Source organism: Nonomuraea sp. NPDC050451 (genome assembly GCF_044458585.1).
Map to the genome: position 1 here is coordinate 928,540 of NZ_JBITHZ010000002.1, position 23,112 is coordinate 951,651.

General features: G+C 71.1%; 17 protein-coding genes. 11 read left to right on the forward strand and 6 right to left on the reverse strand.

From position 1 onward, the window contains the following. Positions 1 to 549: 549 nt before the first annotated feature. Positions 550 to 3,651, reverse strand: a complete 3,102-nt coding sequence (locus tag ACIBI9_RS10300) for a PDZ domain-containing protein (RefSeq protein WP_397221636.1) — start codon at positions 3,649 to 3,651, stop codon at positions 550 to 552. A 165-nt stretch (positions 3,652 to 3,816) separates the two neighbouring features. Here ACIBI9_RS10300 and ACIBI9_RS10305 point away from each other — a divergent pair, with 165 nt between their 5' ends. Continuing rightward, positions 3,817 to 4,239 carry a hypothetical protein gene (locus ACIBI9_RS10305; RefSeq protein ID WP_397221637.1) on the forward strand — a complete coding sequence of 141 codons (423 nt, stop codon included), beginning with the start codon at positions 3,817 to 3,819 and terminating at the stop codon, positions 4,237 to 4,239. A gap of 29 nt (positions 4,240 to 4,268) precedes the next feature. Then, complete coding sequence (locus ACIBI9_RS10310) at positions 4,269 to 5,237, forward strand: TIGR03557 family F420-dependent LLM class oxidoreductase (RefSeq protein WP_397221638.1); 969 nt, start codon at positions 4,269 to 4,271, stop codon at positions 5,235 to 5,237. A 6-nt stretch (positions 5,238 to 5,243) separates the two neighbouring features. On the opposite strand, the gene leuS is transcribed toward ACIBI9_RS10310, so the two are convergent. Continuing rightward, the gene (gene leuS, locus ACIBI9_RS10315) at positions 5,244 to 7,694 is read right to left on the reverse strand and encodes a leucine--tRNA ligase (RefSeq protein ID WP_397221639.1); all 2,451 of its coding nucleotides are present in this window, start codon (positions 7,692 to 7,694) and stop codon (positions 5,244 to 5,246) included. A gap of 562 nt (positions 7,695 to 8,256) precedes the next feature. On the opposite strand from leuS, the gene ACIBI9_RS10320 reads away from it, so the two are divergent. Continuing rightward, positions 8,257 to 10,173, forward strand: a complete 1,917-nt coding sequence (locus tag ACIBI9_RS10320) for a hypothetical protein (RefSeq protein ID WP_397221640.1) — start codon at positions 8,257 to 8,259, stop codon at positions 10,171 to 10,173. Here ACIBI9_RS10320 and ACIBI9_RS10325 read toward each other — a convergent pair whose 3' ends face one another. Beyond that, entirely contained in the window at positions 10,174 to 11,415 is a 1,242-nt protein-coding gene (locus ACIBI9_RS10325; protein WP_397221641.1) for a cytochrome P450, read from the reverse strand. 231 nt (positions 11,416 to 11,646) lie between these two features. On the opposite strand from ACIBI9_RS10325, the gene ACIBI9_RS10330 reads away from it, so the two are divergent. Continuing rightward, positions 11,647 to 12,723, forward strand: a complete 1,077-nt coding sequence (locus tag ACIBI9_RS10330) for an RNA methyltransferase (RefSeq protein WP_397221642.1) — start codon at positions 11,647 to 11,649, stop codon at positions 12,721 to 12,723. Here ACIBI9_RS10330 and ACIBI9_RS10335 read toward each other — a convergent pair. Further along, positions 12,713 to 13,594, reverse strand: coding sequence for an alpha/beta fold hydrolase (locus ACIBI9_RS10335; RefSeq protein WP_397221643.1), 882 nt, complete (start codon positions 13,592 to 13,594; stop codon positions 12,713 to 12,715). The genes ACIBI9_RS10330 and ACIBI9_RS10335 overlap by 11 nt on opposite strands. A gap of 75 nt (positions 13,595 to 13,669) precedes the next feature. Here ACIBI9_RS10335 and ACIBI9_RS10340 point away from each other — a divergent pair, with 75 nt between their 5' ends. Continuing rightward, on the forward strand, positions 13,670 to 14,962 hold the full coding sequence (locus tag ACIBI9_RS10340; RefSeq protein WP_397221644.1) for an MFS transporter: 1,293 nt from the start codon (positions 13,670 to 13,672) through the stop codon (positions 14,960 to 14,962). Here the strand turns inward: ACIBI9_RS10340 and ACIBI9_RS10345 are convergent. Beyond that, the gene (locus ACIBI9_RS10345) at positions 14,950 to 16,203 is read right to left on the reverse strand and encodes a cytochrome P450 (RefSeq protein ID WP_397221645.1); all 1,254 of its coding nucleotides are present in this window, start codon (positions 16,201 to 16,203) and stop codon (positions 14,950 to 14,952) included. The genes ACIBI9_RS10340 and ACIBI9_RS10345 overlap by 13 nt on opposite strands. Positions 16,204 to 16,247: 44 nt before the next feature. After that, positions 16,248 to 17,792, reverse strand: coding sequence for a GMC family oxidoreductase (locus ACIBI9_RS10350; protein ID WP_397221646.1), 1,545 nt, complete (start codon positions 17,790 to 17,792; stop codon positions 16,248 to 16,250). Positions 17,793 to 17,986: 194 nt separating this feature from the next. On the opposite strand from ACIBI9_RS10350, the gene ACIBI9_RS10355 reads away from it, so the two are divergent. The 6 genes from ACIBI9_RS10355 to ACIBI9_RS10380 all read left to right on the forward strand — a co-directional run bounded on the left by ACIBI9_RS10355 (position 17,987) and on the right by ACIBI9_RS10380 (position 22,866). Beyond that, positions 17,987 to 19,522 (forward strand): long-chain fatty acid--CoA ligase, encoded by a 1,536-nt coding sequence (locus tag ACIBI9_RS10355; protein WP_397221647.1) that lies wholly within the window; start codon positions 17,987 to 17,989, stop codon positions 19,520 to 19,522. 61 nt (positions 19,523 to 19,583) lie between these two features. Continuing rightward, the gene (locus ACIBI9_RS10360) at positions 19,584 to 20,147 is read left to right on the forward strand and encodes an AAA family ATPase (protein WP_397221648.1); all 564 of its coding nucleotides are present in this window, start codon (positions 19,584 to 19,586) and stop codon (positions 20,145 to 20,147) included. A 65-nt stretch (positions 20,148 to 20,212) separates the two neighbouring features. Then, on the forward strand, positions 20,213 to 20,659 hold the full coding sequence (locus tag ACIBI9_RS10365; protein WP_397221649.1) for a MarR family winged helix-turn-helix transcriptional regulator: 447 nt from the start codon (positions 20,213 to 20,215) through the stop codon (positions 20,657 to 20,659). Next, the gene (locus ACIBI9_RS10370) at positions 20,656 to 21,303 is read left to right on the forward strand and encodes an HAD family hydrolase (protein ID WP_397221650.1); all 648 of its coding nucleotides are present in this window, start codon (positions 20,656 to 20,658) and stop codon (positions 21,301 to 21,303) included. The genes ACIBI9_RS10365 and ACIBI9_RS10370 overlap by 4 nt, the downstream gene beginning before the upstream one ends. Positions 21,304 to 21,329: 26 nt before the next feature. Continuing rightward, entirely contained in the window at positions 21,330 to 22,262 is a 933-nt protein-coding gene (locus ACIBI9_RS10375; RefSeq protein WP_397221651.1) for a phosphotransferase, read from the forward strand. Between the two features lies 1 nt (position 22,263). Then, positions 22,264 to 22,866, forward strand: coding sequence for a hypothetical protein (locus tag ACIBI9_RS10380; RefSeq protein ID WP_397221652.1), 603 nt, complete (start codon positions 22,264 to 22,266; stop codon positions 22,864 to 22,866). Positions 22,867 to 23,112 lie beyond the last annotated feature (246 nt).

The window sequence follows — 23,112 nt, forward strand, 5'->3', positions numbered from 1 at the left end:
CAGGGCCCACACACCGGACAACGGAGGGCGCCCAGGCGCCGGGGGCGCGGCGCACGGAGGTGGCCCGGCACGCGTCGCGCAGGGCAGCGGGACGGCGCGGGCAGGGGGCGCACGGTGGCGCGGCACGTGTCGCGCGGGGTAGGGACACTGGGCGAGGGCGGCGCGGAGCGGCCTGGGCGGCCAGCGGCTCGGGGTGCTGGGCGTCGGAGGTGCGCGACTCGGCGAGGCGTGGCGGCGCTGCAAGGCGGGGCGGCCACCGGCGGCCGAGGTGCGGTGGGGCGGTGCGGTGGAGGTGCGCGGCGCGGTGGAGGTGCGGGCGCAATGAGTCCGGAGGGCGGCACGTGCGGCCCGACGCCGGAAGGTGGGCAGGGCTGTGACCTGAACGCCTCAAGTCGGCATGGACATAGGGCGCAGGGGGTGGCCCCGGCGGCGAGGCGGGCGGCCAAGTGCCGGTCGGGGTGGCGGATGGGTGGGTGGGCAGGGGCCCCGACGGCGAGGCGGGCGGCCAGGTGCCGGTCGGGGCGGTGGGTGAGGAGGGGAGTGGGCCGGTTACTGCAGCGGCGGGAGGTCCGGAGGCGTGGCGGGTGGGTGTTCTTCGAGGGCGGCCAGCGCCAGCTCGATCGCCTTCTCGAGCTGCGGATCCCGCCCCGCCACCCGGTCCTGCGGTGTGATCACCACCTCGATGTCCGGCTCAACCCCGTAGTTCTCCACGCCCCAGCCCTGCCCTTCGAGCCAGAACGAGTACCGGGGCTGCGTGACCCGCGTCCCGTCCACCAGCGTGTACCGGGAGTCGATGCCGATCACCCCGCCCCACGTCCGCGTCCCCACCAGTGGGCCGATGCCGCGGATCTTGATTCCGGCGCTGACGATGTCCCCGTCCGAGCCCGCGAACTCGTCCGTGATCGCCACGATGGGCCCCCGGGGCGAGTCCTCCGGGTAGCGCATCGGCTCGTAGCCGCGTGCCCGCGCCCACCCCGTGACCTTGCGGGACAGCTTCTCCAGCACGAGCTCCGACAGGTGCCCGCCGCCGTTCTCGCGCACGTCCACGACCAGCCCGTCGAAGGCCATCTCGGTACGCAGGTCGCGGTGGAACTGCGCCCACCCCGTCGCCACCATGTCGGGCACGTGGAGGTATCCGAGCCTGCCGCCGGAGGCCTCCCGGACGTGGGCGCGCCGGCTCTCCACCCAGTCGTGGTAGCGCAGCCGGGTGTCGTCCGCGATCGGGCTGACCACGACGCGGCGGGTGTCCCCACCGGCGGCGGGCCGTACGGTCAGCTCGGTGGGCCGGCCGGCGGTGCCCGCCAGGAGGGCCAGCGGACCGCGTACCGGATCCACGGGGCGCCCGCCCACCGCGACGATCGCGTCGCCGGGACGGACGGCCACCCCGGGCGCGAGCAGCGGGGAGCGCGCGTCGTGGTCGGAGGACTCGCCGGGCAGGATGCGTACGACCCGCCACACGCCGTCGTCGTCCCTGGCGAGGTCAGCGCCCAGCAGTCCCTGGCGGCGGCGCGGGTCGACGCCGGCGCCGTTGGCGCTCGCGTACGCGTGGGAGGTGCCCAGCTCGCCCTGCGTCTCCCAGAGCAGGTCGATCAGCTCGGAGTGGGCGCCGATGCGCTCCACCAGAGGCTCGTAGCGATCGAGCACGCCCTGCCAGTCGACGCCGTTCATGTCCTCGCGCCAGAAGTGGTCGCGCATGAGGCGGCCGGCCTCGCGGAAGCCCTGCCGCCACTCGGCGATCGGGTCGATCTCCACGGCGATCCGGTCGAGGTCGATGGAGACCACCTCGTCACCCTCGGTGGCGGCGCGGGTCTGCAGGCCGTTCTTGCCGTTGGTGACGAGCCGGCCGCCGTCGCCGCTGACCTCGAACGACCGCACCTCCTTGCCCAGCTCGGCCTTGGCGCGCTTCTTGAGGTCGTAGCGTTCGAGCACGACCTCGGTGACCGACTCGGTGCCGTCGCCGAGCTGCCCTGCGAGGGGGTGGCGCAGCCAGAGCAGGGCGTCCTTGGCGGTACGCAGGTTGCTGTATCGGCCCGCGGGCACCGGCACCGGCACCACGCGCGAGGAGAGCCCGTCGGGATCGACCTCGGTACGCGGCGCGTCGTCGTCCTTCTTGTCGTCCTTGGCGGGTTTGTCGTCCTCGCCGTTGAACCCGCGACCCTGCAGGGAGGGGTCGAACGGCGACGGCGTGGTGGCCTGCAGGGGCACGATGTACGGCTTGCACCCGCCATGGAATGACATGTCGAAGACGTGCGCGTCGTACACCGGGTCGAAGGTCCGCACCGACAGGAACGCCAGATGCTTCCCGTCCTTGGTGAACACCGGGTCGAAGTCGGAGAACCGCATCGACGTCACGTCGATCACCGACGTCCCGTCGACCCGCCCCATCTTGATCTGCGACAGCGGCTCGTGGTGCGGGTGCACCCAGGCCAGCCATCCCGAGTCGGGCGAGAACGTGAGCCCGCTGACGTCTCCCTGCGTGGTCCGGTCGAGCTGCCGGATATTTCCGGACTCGACGTCGACGACCAGCAGCCGCCCGTCATGCGTGGCGACCGCCACGTGCTTGCCGTCGGGCGAGACCGTCAGTTCGAGCACCCGTCCGAGCTCCCCGGCGGCCAGCGTCCTGATCTCGCCGCCCGGCGTGCCGATCTCCAGCCCGTCCTCGCCGCTGGCGTCCGACACCCAGACGGCCCGGCCGTCCGCGTCGAGCACCCGCGGCAGCCGTACCCGGACGCCTGGCTGCGCCCGCAGCACGCCCGCGGGCCCGTCGCGGTGGGTCACCCAGTGGGCGGTGCCGCGGATCTCCACGGCGCTGGCCCGCCCGCCCGCGTCCGGCGAGAACGCGCCGACCCGCAGCGGCGCGGGGCGCTTGGCCCGCCCCGGCCGCGGCCCGCCCAGGGTGACGTCCAGCCGGTACGGCTCCGCGTCCAGGCTCTCCAGCAGCCACAGATCGCCGGCGTGGCTGTAGATGATCCGCTCCCCGTCACCGGCGGCGTGGCGGGCGTAGAACTCCTGGTGATCGCTGTGCCGCCGCAGGTCAGACCCGTCGGGCAGGGCGGAATAGACGTTGCCGACGCCGTCGATGTCGGCCAGGAAGACGAGCCGGTCCCCCACCCAGTTGACCGCCCAGTACTGCGCGGTGCTGTCGCCAAACAGGCGGACGAACTCCCCGTCGCCCTGGGCGTCGACCCAGATCTTGCCGGCCGTGCCGCCCCGGTACCGCTTCCACTGCGACGGCTCGCGCCACATCGCCGACACGGTGGCCACCCGCGCGCCGCTGACGGCCACATCGCTGACCCACCCGTACGGCAGGCGCGTGGCGGGGCTCCCGTCGAGCGGCACCGCGTACGCCCAGTTCCGGCCCCGCTCGCTCTGCCCGGCCGCGGTGATCGCCAGTACGTCGCCCTCGCCCGTCCAGCCGCGCACGCCGGTCGTGGCGCTACCCCAGTAGGTCAGCCGCTCGCCCTCGGGGCCGTCGATCGCGGCCGCGAACACCTCCGGCGCGCCCTCCTTGCCGCTCGTCCACGCGATGCGCGTGCCGTCGGGCGAGAATCTCGGGTGCGACGCCGACACGCGGTCGGCGGTGAACCGCCACGCCCGGCCCCCGGACAGGGGAGCCAGCCAGACATCGTCGTCAGCGACGAAGGTGACCATGTCACCGTGGATATGCGGGTATCTGAGGTATGCGCCATTTGTCACACGTGCACATTAATGCCAGATGCCAAGGTCAGCCCAAGAATTCTCCCCCGAACGGCCCCACCACGTCCCGCGAACTGTCAAGTAGGGGATGTGCGTGAAATGCCGGGAAGAGGGGGACCTATGAAGTTTTGCGCCCGCCCACACCAGCTCCCACCCCGCCTCTCCGCCGCGGCGGTCATCCTCAACTCCGGGCTCAGCAAGGTCCACGCCGACGAGCAGACCGCCGCAGGCCTGCACGGCATGGCCGCGAACACCTACCCGTTCCTGCGTGACATGGACCCGGTGGCCTTCACCAAGCTGCTCTCCAGGAGCGAGATCGCGCTCGGAACCGCGCTGCTCGTGCCGTTCGTGCCGTCGCTGCTGGCGGGGGCCGCTCTGACCGGGTTCGCGGCGGGGCTGTTCGGCCTGTATCTCCGGACGCCGGGGATGCGGCAGGAGGGCAGCCTGCGCCCGTCCGAGCAGGGCATCGGGCTGGTCAAGGACATCTGGCTGCTCGGCATCGGCATAGGGCTGGTGCTCGATGAACTCCAGGACGCCGACTAAGACCGACAAACCCGGGTACGCGGCACCATATGGTACAAATCGGCTACACCTTGATGTCCGAACAGACCCCCGCGCGGGAGCTGGTCGATTACGCCGCGGTGGCCGAGCGGATCGGCTTCGACTACGCGGTCATCTCCGATCACTACTTCCCGTGGATCGAGGAGATGGGGCACTCGCCGTACTGCTGGTCGGTGCTCGGCGCGGCGGCCCAGGTCACCCGGCGCCTGCCGCTCATGACGTACGTGACCTGCCCCATCATGCGCTACCACCCGGCCGTGGTGGCCCAGAAAGCGGCCACCATGGGCGTGCTGAGCGAGGGCAGGTTCACGCTGGGCCTCGGGTCGGGCGAGAACCTCAACGAGCACGTCATCGGCGAGGGCTGGCCGCCCGTCGACACCCGGCACCGGATGTTCGCCGAGGCGATCCAGATCATCAAGCTGCTGTTCGGCGGTGACTACGTCACGTACCAGGGCGAGTTCTACGACGTCGACTCGGCCAAGCTCTACGACCTGCCGGAGCGGCCGGTCCCGCTCGCCATCGCCGCCTCGGGCGGCCAGTCCGCCGAGATCGCGGCCGAGTACGGCGACGTGCTCGTGGTCAACGAGCCGCTGCCGGACGTGGTCAGGCAGTTCAACGCCGCGGGCGGGCAGGGCAGGCCCGTGTACGGGCAGCTGCCCATCGCGTACGACACCGATCCCGAGGCCGCCCGGCAGCGGGCACACCACCTGTGGCGCTGGGCGGCCGCCGGTGGCTGGAAGGTCATGGCCGAGCTGCCCGGTCCGGTGAACTTCGCCGCCGCGACCGGCACCGTACGGCCCGAGGACGTGGCCCAGAGCGTGCCGTGCGGGAACGACGTGGACGCGGTCGTGCGGGGCGTCAGGCAGTTCGCCGACGCCGGGTACACCCACGTCGCGCTCGTCCAGATCGGGCACGACCAGCAGCAGCCGTTCTTCGACTGGGCGGAGAAGGAGCTGCTGCCGGCCCTGCGCGACCTATGACCCCGGTTACGGGACGATGTTGACCAGCTTGGGGGCCCGGACGATCACCTTGCGGGGCGAGTTGGTCAGGTAGGGGGCGACCTTCTCTGAGGCCAGCGCCAGCCGGCGCAGCTCGTCCTCGGTGATGTCCGGCGAGACCTCCAGCCGGTCGCGCACCTTGCCCGCCACCTGCACCACGCAGGTGACCGACTCCTGCACCAGCAGCTCGGGCTCGGCCACCGGCCACCCGGCGAAGGCCACGGCACCCGTGCGGCCCAGCCGCTCCCAGCCCTCCTCGGAGGTGTACGGGGCCACCAGCGACAGCATGATCGCCAGCGTCTCCGCGGCCTCGCGCACCGCCGGGTCACCGGTGCCGGGGCCGGAATCGATGGCCTTGCGCGTGGCCGAGGTCAGCTCCATCATGCGCGCCACCGCGACGTTGAAGCGGTAGGACTCGATCAGCTTGGTGACCTCGTCGATCGTGCGGTGGGTGACCTTGCGCAGCTCCACGTCGCCGCCCTCGAAGGCCACGCCGGGCGCGCTGTCCACCTCGGACATGACGCGCAGCGCGCGGGCCAGGAACTTCAGCGACGCGGCCGGCGAGACGTCGGCCCAGTCGATGTCGTCCTCGGGCGGCCCGGCGAAGACCATGGTCAGGCGTACGGCGTCGACGCCGAAGTCGTCGATCTGCTTGCCCAGGTCGACGCCGTTGCCCAGCGACTTCGACATGGCCTTGCCGCCGTTGATCACCTGGCCCTGGTTCAGCATGCGCCGGAACGGCTCGGTGAAGTCGACCATGCCCATGTCGTGCAGGACCTTGGTGAAGAACCGCGAGTACAGCAGGTGCAGGACCGCATGCTCGATGCCGCCGACGTACTGGTCGATCGGGCCCCACTTGCGCACCTGCTCGACGTCGAACGGGCCGTCGGTGTAGCCGGGCGAGCAGTAACGCAGGTAGTACCACGACGAGTCGACGAACGTGTCCATCGTGTCGGTGTCGCGCTTGGCCGCGCCGCCGCACTTGGGGCACTCGACGTTGACCCACTCGGTGGCGCTGGCCAGCGGGGAGACCCCCTTGGGGGCCAGCGCCTCGCCGCGCATGTCGGGCAGCGTGACCGGCAGCTGCTCGTCGGGGACGGGCACCTCGCCGCAGTCGCCGCAGTGGATGATCGGGATCGGCGTGCCCCAGAACCGCTGGCGGGACAGCAGCCAGTCGCGCAGCCGGTAGTTGACCGCGCCCGTGCCCCTGCCCTCGCGCTCCAGGACCTCGATGATCTTGGAGATGGCCTCGGCCTTGGTCAGGCCGTCCAGCGGTCCGGAGTTGACCAGCGTGCCCTCGCCCGGCGTGGCCTCGCCGGTCTCGCCCGGGTCGGCCAGGCCGGTGTGCACGACGACCTTCACCGGCAGCTCGAACTTCAGCGCGAAGTCCAGGTCGCGCTGGTCGTGGGCGGGCACGGCCATGATGGCGCCGTGGCCGTAGTCGGACAGCACGTAGTCGGCCGCCCAGACCGGGATGCGCTCGCCGTTGACCGGGTTGATCGCGTAGCGGCCCAGGAAGACGCCGGTCTTCTCCTTGCCGGTGGACAGCCGCTCGATGTCGCTCAGCTTGGCGACCTCGGCGCGGTAGGCCTCGAACTCGGCGCGGTGCTCGTCGGTGACGATCTCGTCGGCCAGCTTGGCGTCCACGGCGACCACGAAGAACGTGGCGCCGAACAGCGTGTCGGGCCGCGTGGTGTAGACGTGGACCGGCTCCTCGCGGCCCTCGATCTCGAACAGCACGTCGGCGCCCTCGGAGCGGCCGATCCAGTTGCGCTGCATGGTCAGCAGCCGCTCGGACCAGCCCTCCTGCAGCTGGTCCATGTCGTCCAGCAGGCGCTGCGCGTAGTCAGTGATCTTGAAGTACCACTGCGTCAGCTCGCGGCGCACGACGTCGGCGCCGCAGCGCTCGCACTTGCCGGCCACGACCTGCTCATTGGCCAGCACGGTCTGGTCGTTGGGGCACCAGTTGACCAGGCCGCCCTTGCGGTAGGCCAGTCCGCGCTCGAAGAACCGGTTGAACAGCCACTGGTTCCACCGGTAGTAGTCGGGGTCGCTGGTGTGCAGGCGGCGCGACCAGTCGAAGGACAGCGCGTAGCGCTTGAACGAGGTGACCTGCGTCTCGATGTTGGCGTAGGTCCACTCGGCCGGGTGGGCGTTCCGCTTGATCGCGGCGTTCTCCGCCGGCAGGCCGAAGGAGTCCCACCCGATCGGGTGCAGGACGTTGTAACCCTTCTGGTACCAGTAACGAGCGACCACGTCGCCCAGCCCGAAGGCTTCGGCGTGGCCCATGTGCAGGTCGCCGGACGGGTAGGGGAACATGTCGAGCATGTAGCGCCGCTCGCGCGGGTCGGCGGGGTCTTCGCTCGCCCGGTAGGGTTCCTGCTCCTCCCATCGCTGCTGCCACTTGGCCTGCAGCGCCTGCGGATCGTACTCACTCACGGCTACTGTCCTTCTGGATTGATTCGGACCCCATAAGAAAACCCCCCGTGCACACAACGAGGGGTAGCCGCGACGGCGAGAATCTTCAGGGCCGTCGCGGCCCGCTAAGAAGCAGGGTCGCGGAACGCATGTGTCAAGCCTAGCGCACGTCTTCGGCTGAATGCAGATACTCGATCGAGGTCCGCAGGCACAATGGACCCTTCAGGTCCAGCGAGACCTGATGGTGATGTATCCGTTGTGACCTCATTCGTCCCCTATGAATACCCTTGTCACCGTGGTGTACCCAGCTGAGCCCGAGCGACCGGAGGTAGGCCTGCCCATGCAGGACCCGCCGACGGATCCGCATGGCTTCGCTCGTTTCGCTGCGGAACCGCCTGTATCTCCTGGAAAATCCCATGAGATCATGCCTGGTACGTCAAATCCGGATATAACGGGCTATCCGGACAGATCTTCTGGAGGGCCGGCAGCAATGGCAACGGAGAATTCCGGACCACACCTGCCACCGTCCTGGCCAGACGCACCGCGCCGCGACGCGCCCGGCTCCCCCGCAACGGAGGTCCCCATGTCCTGGCCCGAGGCCCCGAGGTCCGCTCAGCAGGATCCGGCGTGGCCCGAGCCGCCGCGCAAGGACGACTCCTGGCCGGAGCCGCCGCGCCGTTCGCGCCCCGAGCCCGCCCGTCCCGAGGCTTCGGGCCCGCAGTCGTGGCCGGACCTGCCGCCCCAGGGCGCCACCGGTCCCTCCTGGCCGGCCCCGCCGGCCCGCGACGCCACCGGCCCCTCCTGGCCCGAGCCCTCCCCGCAGGGCGCCGCCGGCGCTTCCTCCTGGCCGGACGTGCCGCCCCCGAGCGCGGCGGGCCCGTCCTCCTGGCCTGACTCGCCCCCGCAGAGCGCCGGACCGACCTCCTGGCCGGAAGCATCCCCGCAGAACGTGCCGACCGCCTGGCCCGACTCCTCGCCGCAGAACGGACCCTCCTCCTGGTCCGACTCCCCGCCGCAGAACGGCCCGTCCTCGTGGCCGGGTGCCGCACCGCAGGGCGGGCCGTCGTCCTGGCCGGATGCCGCGCCGCAGGGCGGGCGGTCCACCTCGCCTGACCTTCCGCTCCCGGGCGGGCGGTCCACCTCGCCCGATCTTCCGCTCCCGGGCGGGCCGCCCCCCTCGTGGCAGGACGGGCCTCAGCAGAACAGCGCCGGGCCGACCTCCTGGCCCGACGCGCCGGCGCGGGGCGGCTCGGAGTTCGGCTTGCGGGGCGAGGACCGCCCGGTGCCGGACCCGATCCCGGCGTGGGAGCAGCCGCCGCCCCCGTCCGCCGACTCCTGGTCGAACCTCTCCTCCCCCGCCCCCTGGCCCCCCGCGGAGCGGGACAAGGCCGGCTCCCCGGAGCAGGCGACGGCGATGTACCAGGTCGACGACCTTCCGCAGGGCGCGCACGCGCCGCCCCGACAGCCGCACCCCTCCGAAGAGCGGACGATGACGTACGCCCAGCACACGGAGAACCTGCTCAACGACCGCGCCGTCCCCTCCCCTCCCGACATGGACTCATCGAACATCAGCGCCACGCCCCCCGCCGAGGACACCGACGCCCCGCGCCCCGGCTCGAACCTGAGCCGCGACCCCTCGGACCCCGACCGCCCGTTCGTGACCGCAGGTCAGATCAGCGGCTCCCGCACACCGCCGCCGGAGCGCCAGCAGGAGCTCTGGAACACCGTCTTCGGCGACAACTACCAGGCCATGGGTGACCAGGACGTCCTGGAGGAGGAGAGCCAGGGCAAGCCCATCTGGATCTACGCGCTCGGCGGCTCCGTGGCGATCGCGCTGGTGGCGGCGCTGCTGTGGGCGTTCCTCGCCGGCCCGCTGGCCAGCGACGACCCGGCGGCCTCCAACGCCGTGGCCGAGAAGCCCACGACCTCGCAGAAGCCGAGCGCCACGAGGTCCTCGACCTCGATCGGCGCGCTGCCGAAGTACCCGGGCAAGGCCGCCCCGGTCCTCGGCAGGGTGCCCGACGCCGCCGCCGGGATCTCGCTCCCGCGCCTGGGCGGCACCTGGCGGCTGGACACGCGCACCACTGTCAAGGCGACGTACAACTACGACACCCGCCAGTTCGTCCCGATCACGCAGGACAAGAGCGCGCAGCTCATGTCGGGCCCGCTGCCGCAGAAGCTGGCCTCGTACTACGAGAAGGACAACCTGGAGCCGGTCATCAAGCAGGTGGTGCTGGACGCGCGCAAGCGCTTCTTCCCCACCGGCAACAAGGTCCGCAAGATCGCCCAGCAGCCGATCAAGGTGGGCGACAACACGGGACGGTTGATCGCGTACTCGCTGACGTCGGACACGGAGAGGGCCACGATCGTGACGATGGCCGTCAACACCGGCGGCAACCTCCCGGCCATCGTCTACATGTCGATCCCGGCGGAGAGCAAGCAGCTCCTGCCCGACGTCCGCACGGTCATGAACCAGCTGAGGATCGGCGCCCAGGGCTGATCAGAAGTCGCACTCCATGTGCTTGATCCCGTTGATGAACATGGAGTGCAGCCGGTCGGGCCGGCCGCCCTCGATGCGCGGTACGCGGCGCAGCAGCTCGCGGAACATCACCGTGATCTCCCGCCTGGCCAGGTGCGCGCCCAGGCAGAAGTGGGGCCCGGGCCCGCCGAAGCCGACGTGCGGGTTGGGCTGCCGGGTGATGTCGAAGCGGTGCGGGTCGGCGAACACGCTCTCGTCCCTGTTCGCCGACCAGTAGAACAGGACCGCCTTCTCGCCCTTGCGGTAGAGGTGCCCGTTCATCTCGTGGTCCCTGGTGACCTTGCGGCGCATGAAGTTCACCGGGGAGGCCAGCCGGACGATCTCCTCCACGGCTCCGGGCGCGTGCCCGTCGATGTCCTCCAGCCAGAGCGCGCGCTGGTCGGGGTTGTTGGTGAGCAGGCGCAGGCCGTACGAGATGGCGTTCCTGGTGGTCTCGTTGCCCGCCACCACCAGCAGGATGAAGAACGACCCCAGCTCCTGCATCGTCAGCCGCTCGCCGTCGATGTTGGCGTTGACCAGGGACGACGTCAGGTCGTCCGTGGGGTTCTCGGCGCGCTGGGCGGCGAGGTCCTGCACGAGCTGCTGGAGCTCCATGCCGGCGGTGAGCAGGCGCTCGGCGAGCTGGTCGAGGTCGGCGCCGCCGTATTCGGGGTCGAAGCCGCCGAGGATGACGTTCGAGTGCTCGAAGACGAACTGGTAGTCCCGCGCGGGGATGCCCATCATGTCGCAGATGATCTTCAGAGGGAGGCGCGCGGCGACCTCGGTGACGAAGTCGCAGCCCGGCCCCTTCGCCAGCAGGTCGTCCACGATGCCGACGGCCGCCGCCTCCACGTCCGACTCGAACTGCTTGATCATCTTGGGCGTGAACGCGCGTGAGACGATCCTGCGCAGCCTGGCGTGGCGCGGGTCGTCCATGTTGATCATCGAGCCGAAGTACTCGGCGAACTCGGCGGGCATGTCGGGGATGTTCGTCGCGCCGCCGTCGCCGGAGCAGAAGACCTCGGGGTTGCGGCTGGCCTCGAGGATGTCGGCGTGCTTGACCAGGGCGTGGTAGCCGGGGCCCTTGGGCGCGAAGTCGATCTCCATCTCCTGGAAGAAGGCGGGGGTCTCCAGCGCGCGCAGCCGCTCGAACGCCTCCTCGCGCTCGCTCATGGGCCTGGCCCAGAAGTCGCGATCCGACAGATCGAAGTCAAGGACGCTCATAAGGCCATCTTTTGTGAAAGCAACCACTTACGTCAATCCGTGCTTGTGGCCACGGCGCTCCTCGCGAAAACCCGTGGCTCCCCGTGGCGGGCGGGCTCTAGGGTGGCGCGCATGACGTTCTTCTTCCACCTCCGGTAGCGATCCGCCGGCGGGTCGCGGACGATCCCACCGCCGGCGATGCGGGACGGCTGAGCGAGCGCCGTCCCGGGTCGCGACGTGGGAGAAGGACACGTGCATACCTTTGCCGTGGCCAGGGCGGTGCATGGCATCGAGCCCCTGGTGGCCACGGAGATCAGACGTTCCCGGCTGGGTGTGGTGCGCGGGGTGCGCCATCGCGAGGTGTGGTTCGAGGCCGCGCCGGGGGCCGACCTGCTGGGCCTGCGGACCGCGGACGACGTGCTGCTCGCCGCCGCCGTGGTGGACGGGATCGGCCACGGCCGCTCCGCGCTGCGCCGGCTGGCCCTCGCGGCCCGTTCCGTGAATGCGGGAGGGCTGGGGTGTCCGGGCAGCGGGGTGGAGGTGTCGGCGTCGTTCGTCGGGCGGCGCAACTACACCCGGTTCGAGATCGAGGACGCGGTCGGGGCCGAGCTGGCGCGGCCGCTGCGGCTGCCGTACCACTCCAGGAGGGACGGGGCGCGGCCGCCGCGGGACGCGATGTCGTGGCGGGTCACGATCGAGGGCGACCGGGCGCTCATCGCGCTGCGGCTGGCGGACCGGCCGCTGCACCGGCGGGCGTACAAGACGGACTCGATCCGGGGCACGCTGCACCCGCCGGTGGCCGCCGCCATGGCGGCGCTGGCCCGCCTCGGGGAGGCGGGGACGGTGCTCGACCCGTGCTGCGGCGCGGGCACGACGCTCATCGAGGCCCACGCGCTGGCCTCGGGGGCGCGTCTGCTGGGCTTCGACCACGACCCGGCCGCCCTCCGCGCGGCGACCGCCAACGCGCGGGCCGGAAGCGGAGGCGGGGCGACCGCCGACGCGCGGGTCGGAGGCGGAGGCGGGGCGGCGTTCGGGTGGGGCGTGGCGGACGGCGGGCGGATCCCGGTCGCCGACGGGAGCGTGGACCGGGTGCTGGTGAACCCGCCCTGGGGGCGTCAGGTGCCGCCCCGCGGGCTGCTCGCTCGGGACCTCGGCCCGTTGTGGCGGGAGGTCCGGCGGGTGCTGGCCGGCGACGGGCTCGCCGTGGCGCTGGTGCACGACGGGGTCCCGCGCGGGTTCGTGCTGGAGGAGGCGGTCCGAGTCAGCCTCTCGGGGCAGCATCCGGTGATCGCGGTCCTCAGGAAGGAGGCGGGCCGCGTCAGGAGGTGAACCCCCGCGGGCGGACCTGGGTCATCTCGGCCGTGGACGGCGAGCCGAGCCAGTCGAGAACGAGCCGGTTGACCTCGGCCGGGCGCTCCAGGTGAAGGAAGTGCCCGGCGCCCGCCACCAGCTCGGCCCGCGACCCCGGGGGCAGGTGGCTCATCGCGTTCTTGGCCAGCTCGGCGCTCAGGCATCCGTCCTGGGCGCCGTGCAGGTACAGGACGGGGGCGGTGATCCCGCCTTCCAGGGCCGGGTAGCGGCCGGAGGGAGGCGTGGTGCCGAGCATGGCCCGGTAGTAGCCGAGGGCCGCGCTCAGGTTGGCGGGCTCGCCGATGCTGCGCCGTACGAACTCCAGGTCCTCGCGCGCGTCGTAGCCGGGCGACCAGTCGCGCCAGAGGTTCTCGAGGAAGCCGGGGCTCGCGGCGGCCACCTCGCCCACGGCCGTCTGGAAGAGGAAGACGTAGAACGACCGCTTGAGCTGCTCGTACTCCAGGAACCCGGCTCCGAGCGAGCCGGGCGGCGGCACCGCGAGCGTGACGGCGCGCCGGAAACGTCCTGCCAGGTGGTACACGGGGAAGGCGCCCCAGTCGTGCCCGATGACGACCGCGTCCTCGTCGCCCCCGAGTTCCTCGTGCAGCGCGCGGATGTCGGCGACCAGCGCGGCGTCCTCGTACGCGCCGTCGGCGGGCACCTCGGTGGGCGCGTACCCCCGCATGAACGGCGCGACCGCGCGGTAGCCGCGCTGGGCCAGCGCGGGCATCAGGTGCCGCCAGGTGTGCGCGGAGTCGGGGAAGCCGTGCAGGCACAGCGCCAGCGGCCCCTCACCCAACGACAGATACGCGAACTCCACTCCGTTGGCGTGGATAGTCCTGATCTCCATGACTGCGAAACCTAGCATTCGGCCCGCCTCAGGAGTACCACTACTCGAAGGGGCCTGTCTCACAGAGGAGAACTCATGCGGCGGGGATGGGTGCTCGCGCTCGCGTCATTGACCATCGTGCTCGTCGTGGTGGACCTGACCGCCGTGACGATCGCGTTGCCCGACATCCGCTCCAGCCTGGGGGCGAGCCTGCCCGAGGTGCAGTGGGTGGTGGACGCGTACGCGCTCACGCTGGCCGCAATCCTGTTACCCGCCGGGGTCCTGGCCGACCGCTACGGCCGGCGCCGGCTGCTGACCGTCGGGGTGTCGGTCTTCACGCTGGCCTCGCTGGCCTGCGCCCTGGCGCCGACGGCGCCCCTGCTCGACCTGGCCAGGGGCGTGCAGGGCCTGGGCGCGTCGGCGCTGTACGGGACCACGACGCCGCTGATCGCCTCCGTCTACCCCGAGGGGCCGGAGCGGGGCAAGGCGCTCGGGATCTTCAGCGCGGTCTCCGGCCTGGCCATGACCCTGGGCCCGGTCGTGGGCGGGGCGCTGACGGGGGCGTTCGGCTGGCGGGCGATCTTCCTGATCAACCTGCCGATCGGCGCGTTCGTGCTGGTGGCGCTGCGGCAGCGGGTGGCGGAGTCGCGCGGCAGGGGCCACCTCGACCCCGCGGGGATCGTGCTGGTCGCGGCGGCGCTGTTCGCGATCATCCCGGCGCTCATCCACGACCTCCCGTGGCTGCTGGTGGTGGGGCTGGCGCTGCTGGCGGCGTTCGTGGTCGTGGAACGGCGCTCGGCCGAGCCGATGATCGACTTCGGGCTCTTCAGGAACGGGGTGTTCGCGGTCGGCTCGGGAACGACGCTGCTCATGCTGGCCGCGCTGCTGGGCGCGTTCACCTACCTCACCCTGTACGTGCAGGGCGAGCTGCACACCAGCCCCGTCGAGGCGGGCACGCGTTTCCTGGCCTTCAGCGCGGCGGCCGTCATCGGGCCCGTCGCGATCGGCCGGGTGCTGCACCGGTGGCCGATGGGCGTGCTCATCGCCGCCGGCCCGGCGCTGATCGCGGTCGCGCTGCTGGTCATGAGCATCCCCGCGGCCGACCCGTGGACGCCGATCATGTTCGGGCTGTTCCTGGGCGGCCTGGGCCTGGGCGCCGGGAACGTCGTCGCCAACCAGGTGGGCCTGACCGCGCCGATGGACCGCGTCGGGATGGCCACCGGCGTCGTGAACACGGTCAAGCAGGTCGGCACGGCGGTGGGCGTGGCGGTGCTGGCGGCGCCGTACCGGGCGGGGGTCGCCTCGATGCTGCTGGTGGCGGCCGGGCTGGCGCTGGCCGGCGCGCTGCTGCCGGTGGCGCTGCTCCGGCGCGCCGGTCAGAAGGTGTAGCTCATGTGCTTGATGCCGTTGATGAAGTTGGACAGCAGGTGGTCGGGCTCGCCCACGGCCTTGATGTGCGGCACGCGGGTGAACAGCTCGCGGAACATCACGGTCATCTCCCTGCGCGCCAGGTGCGCGCCCAGGCAGTAGTGCGGCCCGGGCCCGCCGAAGCCGACGTGCGGGTTGGGGTCGCGGGTGATGTCGAAGGTGTCAGGGTCGGAGAAGACAGCCTCGTCTCGGTTGGCGGAGTTGTAGAAGAGCAGCACCTTGTCGCCCTTCTTGTACCGCATGCCGTTCATCTCGTGGTCCTGCGTCAGCGTGCGGCGGAACTGGATCACCGGCGTGGCGTAGCGGATGATCTCGTCGCAGGCGGTGACGATGTGGCCGTCGAAGTTGTTCAGCAGGATCGCGCGCTGGTGGGGGTGCTCGGTGAAGAGCTTGAGGCCGTGCGCGATGGCGTTGCGGGTGGTCTCGCTGCCCGCCACCACGAGCAGGATGAAGAACGACCCGAGCTGCTGCGGGCTGAGCCGCTCCTCGCCGTTGACCAGCAGGCTGACCAGGTCGCCCGTGGGGCGCTTGCGCCGCTCGTCGCCCAGGCGGGCGGCCAGCCGGTTGAGGGAGTAGCCGGCGCGCAGCAGCTTGGCCAGGCCCTTGGCGACGTTGCGGCGGGTGAGGTCGGTGCCGACACCGGTGTATTCGGGGTCGGCGTTGCCCAGGATGACGTTGGTCTGCTGCAGCACCATGTCATGGAACTCGACCGGGATCCCCATCATGTCGCAGATGACCCGTACGGGGAGCTTGGCGGCCACCTGCGCGACGAAGTCGTCCGGCCCCTGCTCGATCGCCTCGTCCACGATCTCGGCGGCGGCCCTGGCCAGGTCCTCCTCCATCTTGGCCAGGATGCGCGGCGTGAAGGCCCTGGAGACGATCCGTCGTAACTGCGCGTGCTTCGGGTCGTCCATGTTGATCATGGAGCCGAAGTACACGCTCAGCCAGCGCGGCATGTCGGGGATGCTGTTGGAGCAGGGCTCGCTGCTGAACACGGCCGCGTTCCTGCTGGCCTCGGTCACGTCGGCGTGGCGTACGAGGGCGTAGAAGCCGGGGCCGCCGCCGATGAACGGCACGATCTGCTCCCGCATGAAGACCGGGCGGTCCAGCTGTCTCAGCCTGCGGAAGGCCTCATTGCGCTCGGACTGCGGCAGCCCCCAGAACGGGATCTGCGACAGGTCCAGGTCAGCGGACAGTGTCATATCACACAAGCCTTCTGCAAGTGCCCACTTACGTCAAGGGGCTCTTACCGGTGCTTCCCGATCAGATCGGCTGCCTTTTCGCCGATCATGATAGCCGGGGCATGGGTGTGACCGCGGTTCAACGTCGGCATTACTGACGCGTCGACGACCCTGAGCCCGTCGACTCCGCGTACGCGCAGGGAGGGGTCGACCACGGAGGCGTCGTCCGTCCCCATGCGGCAGGTGCCGACCGGGTGGTAGAGCGTCTCGCCGCGCTCGCGCACCCACTGCGCGAGCTCCTCGTCGCTCTCCGGTGCCCAGTACGGCGCCATCGGCCCGCCCGCCCACGGCTTCATCGCGGCCGTGGCGAAGATCTGCTTGGCCGTCTTCAGCCCCGCGACCAGGCGTTTGACGTCGGCCTCCGCGCTCAGGTAGGCGGGGTCGATGACCACGTCCCGGCCGTTGAGCCCGATCCTGCCACGGCTCTCCGGCTGCAGCAGCACGACCCCGACCGTGAGCCCGTGGCCGGTCGGCGGGGCGAGGCCGTGGTCGACGAACGGCACGGGCGCGAAGATCAGCTCGATGTCGGGAGCCGGCTCCTCGGCCGAGGTCCTGATGAACGCGACCGCCTCGCCCACGTTCGTGGTGAGCATGCCGGAGCGCAGCACGATGTAACGCAGCAGGTTGCTGATCGACTCGGCCTTGGTCAGCGTCACCGGCTGCTTGCACTCGACGAACACGCCGCTCGAAAGGTGGTCCTGGAGGTTCTTGCCGACCTCGGGCAGCTCGTGCACGACCGTGACCCCGGCGTCGCGCAGTTCGTCGGGCGCGCCCACGCCGGAGCGCATCAGCAAATAGGGGGACCCGATCGCGCCCGCGGACAGGATGACCTCGGCCTTGGCCCTGACCTGGGCGCCGCCGCTGTGCTCGATGCCGATCGCGCGCCGACCGTCGAACACCACCCGGTCCACGGTGGCCCCGGTGATCACGTGGAGGTTGGGCCGGCCCTTGGCCGGGCGCAGGTAGGCGTCGGCCGAGCTCCACCTGCGGCCCCGGTTCTGGGTGACGGGGGTGGGACAGTAGCCCTCGTTGGAGGGACCGTTCAGCTCCTTGAGCCGGGTGAGCCCGAGCTCGTCGCACGCCTTGAGGAACGCGGCGGTGGTGACGTTGGGGCTGCGCAACTCGGAGATGTAGAGGGGCCCGGAGGTGCCGTAGACGCCGCCGTCGTTGCTGCCGACGCGGTGCTCGGCCCTGGTGAAGTACGGCAGGACCTCGCCGTAGGACCAGCCGGGGATGCCCCACTGGTCGTAGTCGTTCCGGCAGCCGCGCACCCACATCTGGGCGTTGAGCGAGGACGAGCCGCCGATCACGCGACCCCGGGGCCAGTAGAGCTCGCGGCCCGACATCTCGCTCTGCTTGGCCGTGGTGTAGTTCCAGTCGTAGTCGGTCTTGAACAGCTTGGCGAAGCCCGCGGGCATGCGGATCTCCAGCTTGTCGTCCTGGCCGCCCGCCTCGACCAGCGCGACCGTCACGCCGGGGTCGGCCGAGAGCCTGTTGGCCAGCACGCACCCGGCGGATCCCGCCCCGACGATCACGTAGTCGTACTCCATGGCTCCTCCAAGTAACTTGGTACTTGCTTACTCCAGGCCGGGCGACACGTCCATACGCAGTTGTGACCTCCGTTACCTACGATGGGCCGCGTTCAGCGGCCCATCGCAGGGGGCAAACGAAGTTTGCCCCTACCGGTCGGTATGGGGTCCTGCGAGGATGGCGCCCAAGCCCCGGCTTTGAGGAGGAAGGCGTCATGCTCAACCTGTCGACCGTCCTGGAGGACAGCGCCAGGAACACCCCTGACGGCACCGCCATCGTCTTCGGCGACATGCGACTGCCGTACTCCATGATCGACACCATTGCCAACCAGGTCGCGAACCTCCTGGTCGCCCGCGGTGTCGGCAAGGGGGACAAGGTGGCGCTGGCGTGCCCCAACCTGCCGTATTTCCCGTTCGTCTACTTCGGCATCCTGAAGGTCGGCGCCACGGTGGTGCCGCTCAACGTGCTGCTGCAGTCGCGGGAGATCACCTACCATCTCGGCGACAGCGACGCCAAGGCCTTCTTCTGCTTCGAGGGCACCCCCGAGCTGCCGCTGGGCGAGCGCGGCAAGGCCGGTTTCGAGGCCGCGGAGGGCTGCGAGCACTTCTTCGTGCTGCCCGCGACCCCGCTCGCGACCGAGTCCGAGTACGGCGAGTCGATCTGGGCGGCCCTGGGCGGCATGGCGGGCGAGTTCGAGACCGTGCAGACGGCGCCGGACGACACCGCGGTGATCCTCTACACCTCGGGCACCACGGGCCAGCCCAAGGGCGCCGAGCTCAGCCACCAGAACATGCTGCTGAACGCCATGGTCTCCGACAAGATGTTCCCCCGCTCCGACGAGGGCGACACGTACCTGGCGGTCCTGCCGCTGTTCCACTCCTTCGGCCAGACCGTGGTCATGAACACCGGCTTCCTGCGCGGCGCCACCGTCGTGCTGCTGCCGCGCTTCGACCCGGGCGACGCGCTGGCGCTCATGTCCAAGGAGGGCGTCACGTTCTTCGCCGGGGTGCCGACGATGTACTGGGGCATGCTCACCAAGATCCACGCGGACGGCGCGGAGGTGCCCCGCTCCCTGCGCGTCGCCGTCGCGGGCGGCGCATCCTCGCCGGTGGAGGTGCTCAAGGACTTCGAGCGCACCTTCGGGATCGGCATCCTGGAGGGGTACGGCCTGTCGGAGACGTCCCCGGTCTCCAGCTTCAACCAGCTCGGCCGCCCCACCAAGCCCGGCACCATCGGCACCCCGATCTGGGGCGTGGAGATGAAGCTGGTCGACGGCGACTGGAAGACCGTCGAGGGCGAGGGCCCCGGCGAGATCGCCATCCGCGGCCACAACATCATGAAGGGCTACTACGGCCGCCCGGAGGCGACGGCCGAGGTGATGAAGGACGGCTGGTTCCGAACGGGCGACATCGCGACCCGTGACGCGGACGGCTACTATTCCATTATCGACCGGGCCAAGGACATGATCATCCGTGGCGGCTTCAACGTCTATCCGCGGGAGCTCGAAGAGGTCCTGATGACCCACGAGGCCGTGTCGCTGGCCGCCGTGGTGGGGGTCGCGCACGAGTCCCACGGCGAGGAGATCAAGGCGTACGTCATCCCCGCGCCCGGCTCGGCGATCACCGAGGACGAGCTGATCGCCTGGGCCAAGGACAACATGGCGGCCTACAAGTATCCCCGGATCGTCGAGTTCCGCGACTCCCTGCCGATGACGGCCACGGGCAAGATCCTCAAGCGCGAGCTGCGGTAACCGGTCGAGTCCTTTCCCTCAGGCGCGGGCACTCTGCCCGCGCCTTTCTTTTGGAGGTCTCGTGGCGGACGGATACGTCGTCATCACCGGAGGGCCGGGCGCCGGGAAGAGCACCCTGGTCGAGCACCTGGCGTCGCTGGGGTTCCGGGTGCAGCCGGAGGCCGGGCGGGCGATCATCCGGGACCAGGTGGCGATCTCGGGGCCGGCGCTGCCCTGGCTGGACCCGGGGCTGTTCGCCGAGCTGATGCTGTCGTGGGACCTGCGGTCCTACCACGCCGCCGCCCCGGAGACGGGGCCCGTGGTCTTCGATCGGGGGCTGGTCGACACGATCGGATACCTGCGCATGCTGGGGCGTACGGTGCCGCGGCACCTGGACAACGCGGCGCGGACGTACCGCTACCACCGGCGCGTGTTCGCCGCGCCGCCGTGGCCGGAGATCTACGAGCACGACAGCGAGCGGAAGCAGAGCCTCGGGGAGGCCGAGCGGACGTACGACGCGGTCGTTGGGGCCTACGCGGACTACGGCTACTCGGTGATCACGCTGCCCCGGGCGCCGGTCGAGGAGCGGGCCGCGTTCCTCATCCGCGCGGCCGGCTCGAGGGCTGATCATTTCCACTCGCTCTGATATTATTTGCACTAGCTAAGCCTCTGCTCTCATTCAGATATCGACTCAAGGAAGAGGAGTTGGGCTTGTCAACCGACCCGGGCGCCGTCTTCCGGCGCTACCTGAGCGCGATGGTGCTCAACAGCCTGGCCGCCGCCGAGGCCGCCGGGCTCAACGCCACCGACTACTACGCGCTCAACCTGCTCGACCTCACCGGGCCGCTCACCTCCGGCGAACTGGCCGCCCAGACAGGGCTGACCACCGGCGCCACGACGCGGCTCATCGACCGCCTGGAGCAGGGCGGGTACGTGCGCCGCGCGCCGGACCCCGCGGACCGGCGCAAGGTGATGGTCGAGTCGACCGGCCGGCCGGAACGGCTCGACGAGGTGCTGGCGGGGACCAGGACCCGGCTGGCCGAGCTGCTGCGGGGATATCCGGAGGCGGAGCGGGCCACGTTGTTCGGCTACTTCGAGCGGGCCGCGACGGCGTACCGGTCGGCCACCGACGAGCTCATCGCGGCGAGGAACGCATGACCCCACGCCTGGCCATCTTCGACCTGGACAACACGCTGATCGACCGGCTGGACGCCTTCAAGCTGTGGGCCGCCGAGTTCGCCGCCGAGCGAGGGCTCGGCGAGGGGGCGGTGGCGTGGATGGTGGAGGCGGACGCGGACGGGTCCGTACCCATGGACGTCTTCTTCGGGCTGGTACGCGAGCGGTTCGGGCTGGCCGAGCCGGCCGATGAGCTGTGGGCGGCGTACCGGGCCCGGCTGCCGCACCTGGTCCACTGCCCCGGCGAGGTGCTCGACGGGCTCGATCGGCTGCGGGCGGCCGGATGGGTCATGGGCATAGCGACGAACGGGATGGCCGACAACCAGACCGGCAAGATCGAGCGCACGGGGCTCGCGACCCGCGTGGACGGCTGGGCGATCTCCGGGGCGGAGGGCGTGCGGAAGCCCGACGTGCGGCTGTTCGAGATCGCGGCCCGCAGGTGCGGCGCGTCGCTGGAATCGGGCGGCTGGGCCATCGGCGACGACCCCGAGAAGGACATCGCGGGCGGCCGCCGGGCGGGGCTGCGGACGATCTGGATCGACCGGGGAGTCACCGGCGGGGCCTTGGCCGATCACACGGTGACCGACGCGCTCTCCGCCATCGAGCTGCTAATCCAGCTGAATTGAACCGCCCGGATCGGTAGCGTGGCCGGATGCAGGACAGGCCGGATTCGTTCGACGAGGGGCTGCTGCTGCCCGCGCTCGGCGCGTGGGGCATCGGGGCACGCACGCTGGACTACGCGCCGGTCGGCTTCGGCGACTACCACTGGATCGCGGACGGGCGCTGGTTCATCACGGTCGCGGACGTACGGCGGCGCGGCTTCGACGGGCTCCGGCTGGCCATGGACACGGCCGCGGCGCTGCGGGCGGAGGCGGGGCTCGACTTCGTGGTGGCGCCGCTGCGCACCACCGACGGCGCGACGCTCCTGCGGCTCGACCGCCACCGGTGGGCGATGAGCGTCTTCCCCTACACCGACGGCCGCGCCGGCGAGTTCGGCGAGGAGCAGCCGGCTGATGACCGCGCCGCGATCATCGACCTGCTCGCCGCCCTCCATGCCACGCCACCGCCCCTGTCCACTCCGCCGCGCCCCCTGGAGCTCTCGGGCCGGGCCGGGCTGGAGCAGGCGCTCCAGGACACGCGCCTGCCCTGGCTGGGCGGCCCGTACGCGGAGCCCGCCAGAGAGGTGATCGCCGACCACGCCGACGTGCTGCGCCGCAGGCTCGCGGACTTCGACCGGAAGGCGGCCGGCACCGGCGAGCCCGTCGTGACGCACGGCGAGCCGCACCCGGGCAACCTGCTGCGTTCCGGCGGGCGGTGGCTGCTGGTCGACTGGGACACGGTGGGGCTGGCCGCGCCGGAACGCGACCTGTGGCTGGTCGCCAGGGACGCCGACGACCTGACCCGCTACGCCGACGCCACCGGCCGCACGCCGGACCCGGCGGCGCTGGAGCTCTACCGGCTGCGGTGGGCCCTCGACGACGTGGCGGAGTTCGTGGAGTGGTTCCGCTCGCCGCACGGGCGCACGCCGGACGCCGAAGAAAGCTGGGACGCCCTCACGGGCACCCTCAAATCCCTGGCGTCCTAGCGTGACGGCCGGCCGGTCCACCACGCACGACATCGAGATCCGCGACGACATCGTGATCAAGCGATACCGCTCGTGGGACCGTGGCGAACACCGCCGCGAATGGGCCGCGCTCAACGTGCTCGCCGAGCACGCCCCCGGCCTCGCGCCCACTCCCGTGCGCGCCGACCTCGACGGATCCCCGCCCACCGTGGTCATGAGCCGCCTGCCCGGCACCCCGCTCCGCGGCCTCCCCACCGGCCCCGAGCAGGTCCGCGCCCTCGCCACCGCCCTCACGCACCTCCACCACGCCATCCCCGGGGCGAACGCCGCCACCGCCCGCGTCCACATCATCGACTGGGAGGACTCCGGGCTCGCCGACCGCGCCTTCGAACTCGCCGAGGTCGCCGAGCACATTTCCCACGTCGACGGCGACCTGGACAGCGACCTGCTCCTGGCCCACCTCGACCTGACGCCGGCGGAGGCGGCCCGCGTACACGAATTCCGGCGGCTGCTCGCGCTCGGCTGGCTCCTCATGCTCGGCCCCGGCGGCCCCGCCACCCGCCGCAATCCCCCCGGCGCCCTCGACCGCCAGGCCGGACGCGTGCTCGCCCTGCTGGATTCGTGAATCTTACTCTTGCTTCCATGCATACTGTAGTCATAAGGTCACCCTTAGCAACGACGTTCGCCAAAGGAGATCACGTGGGCAGGCACGCCAAGCCCCATAGTCCCAAGGACGAGCTACCAGAGCCCCAAGAGGACTCCCCCGAGGACGAGATCCGCACCAGTCGCGGGAAACACGCCAAAGACCGGCAGCCGTCGCAGTAGACGCGCCGCTCCCCATCAGGGGACGGTGCGTCATTGAACTTGCATA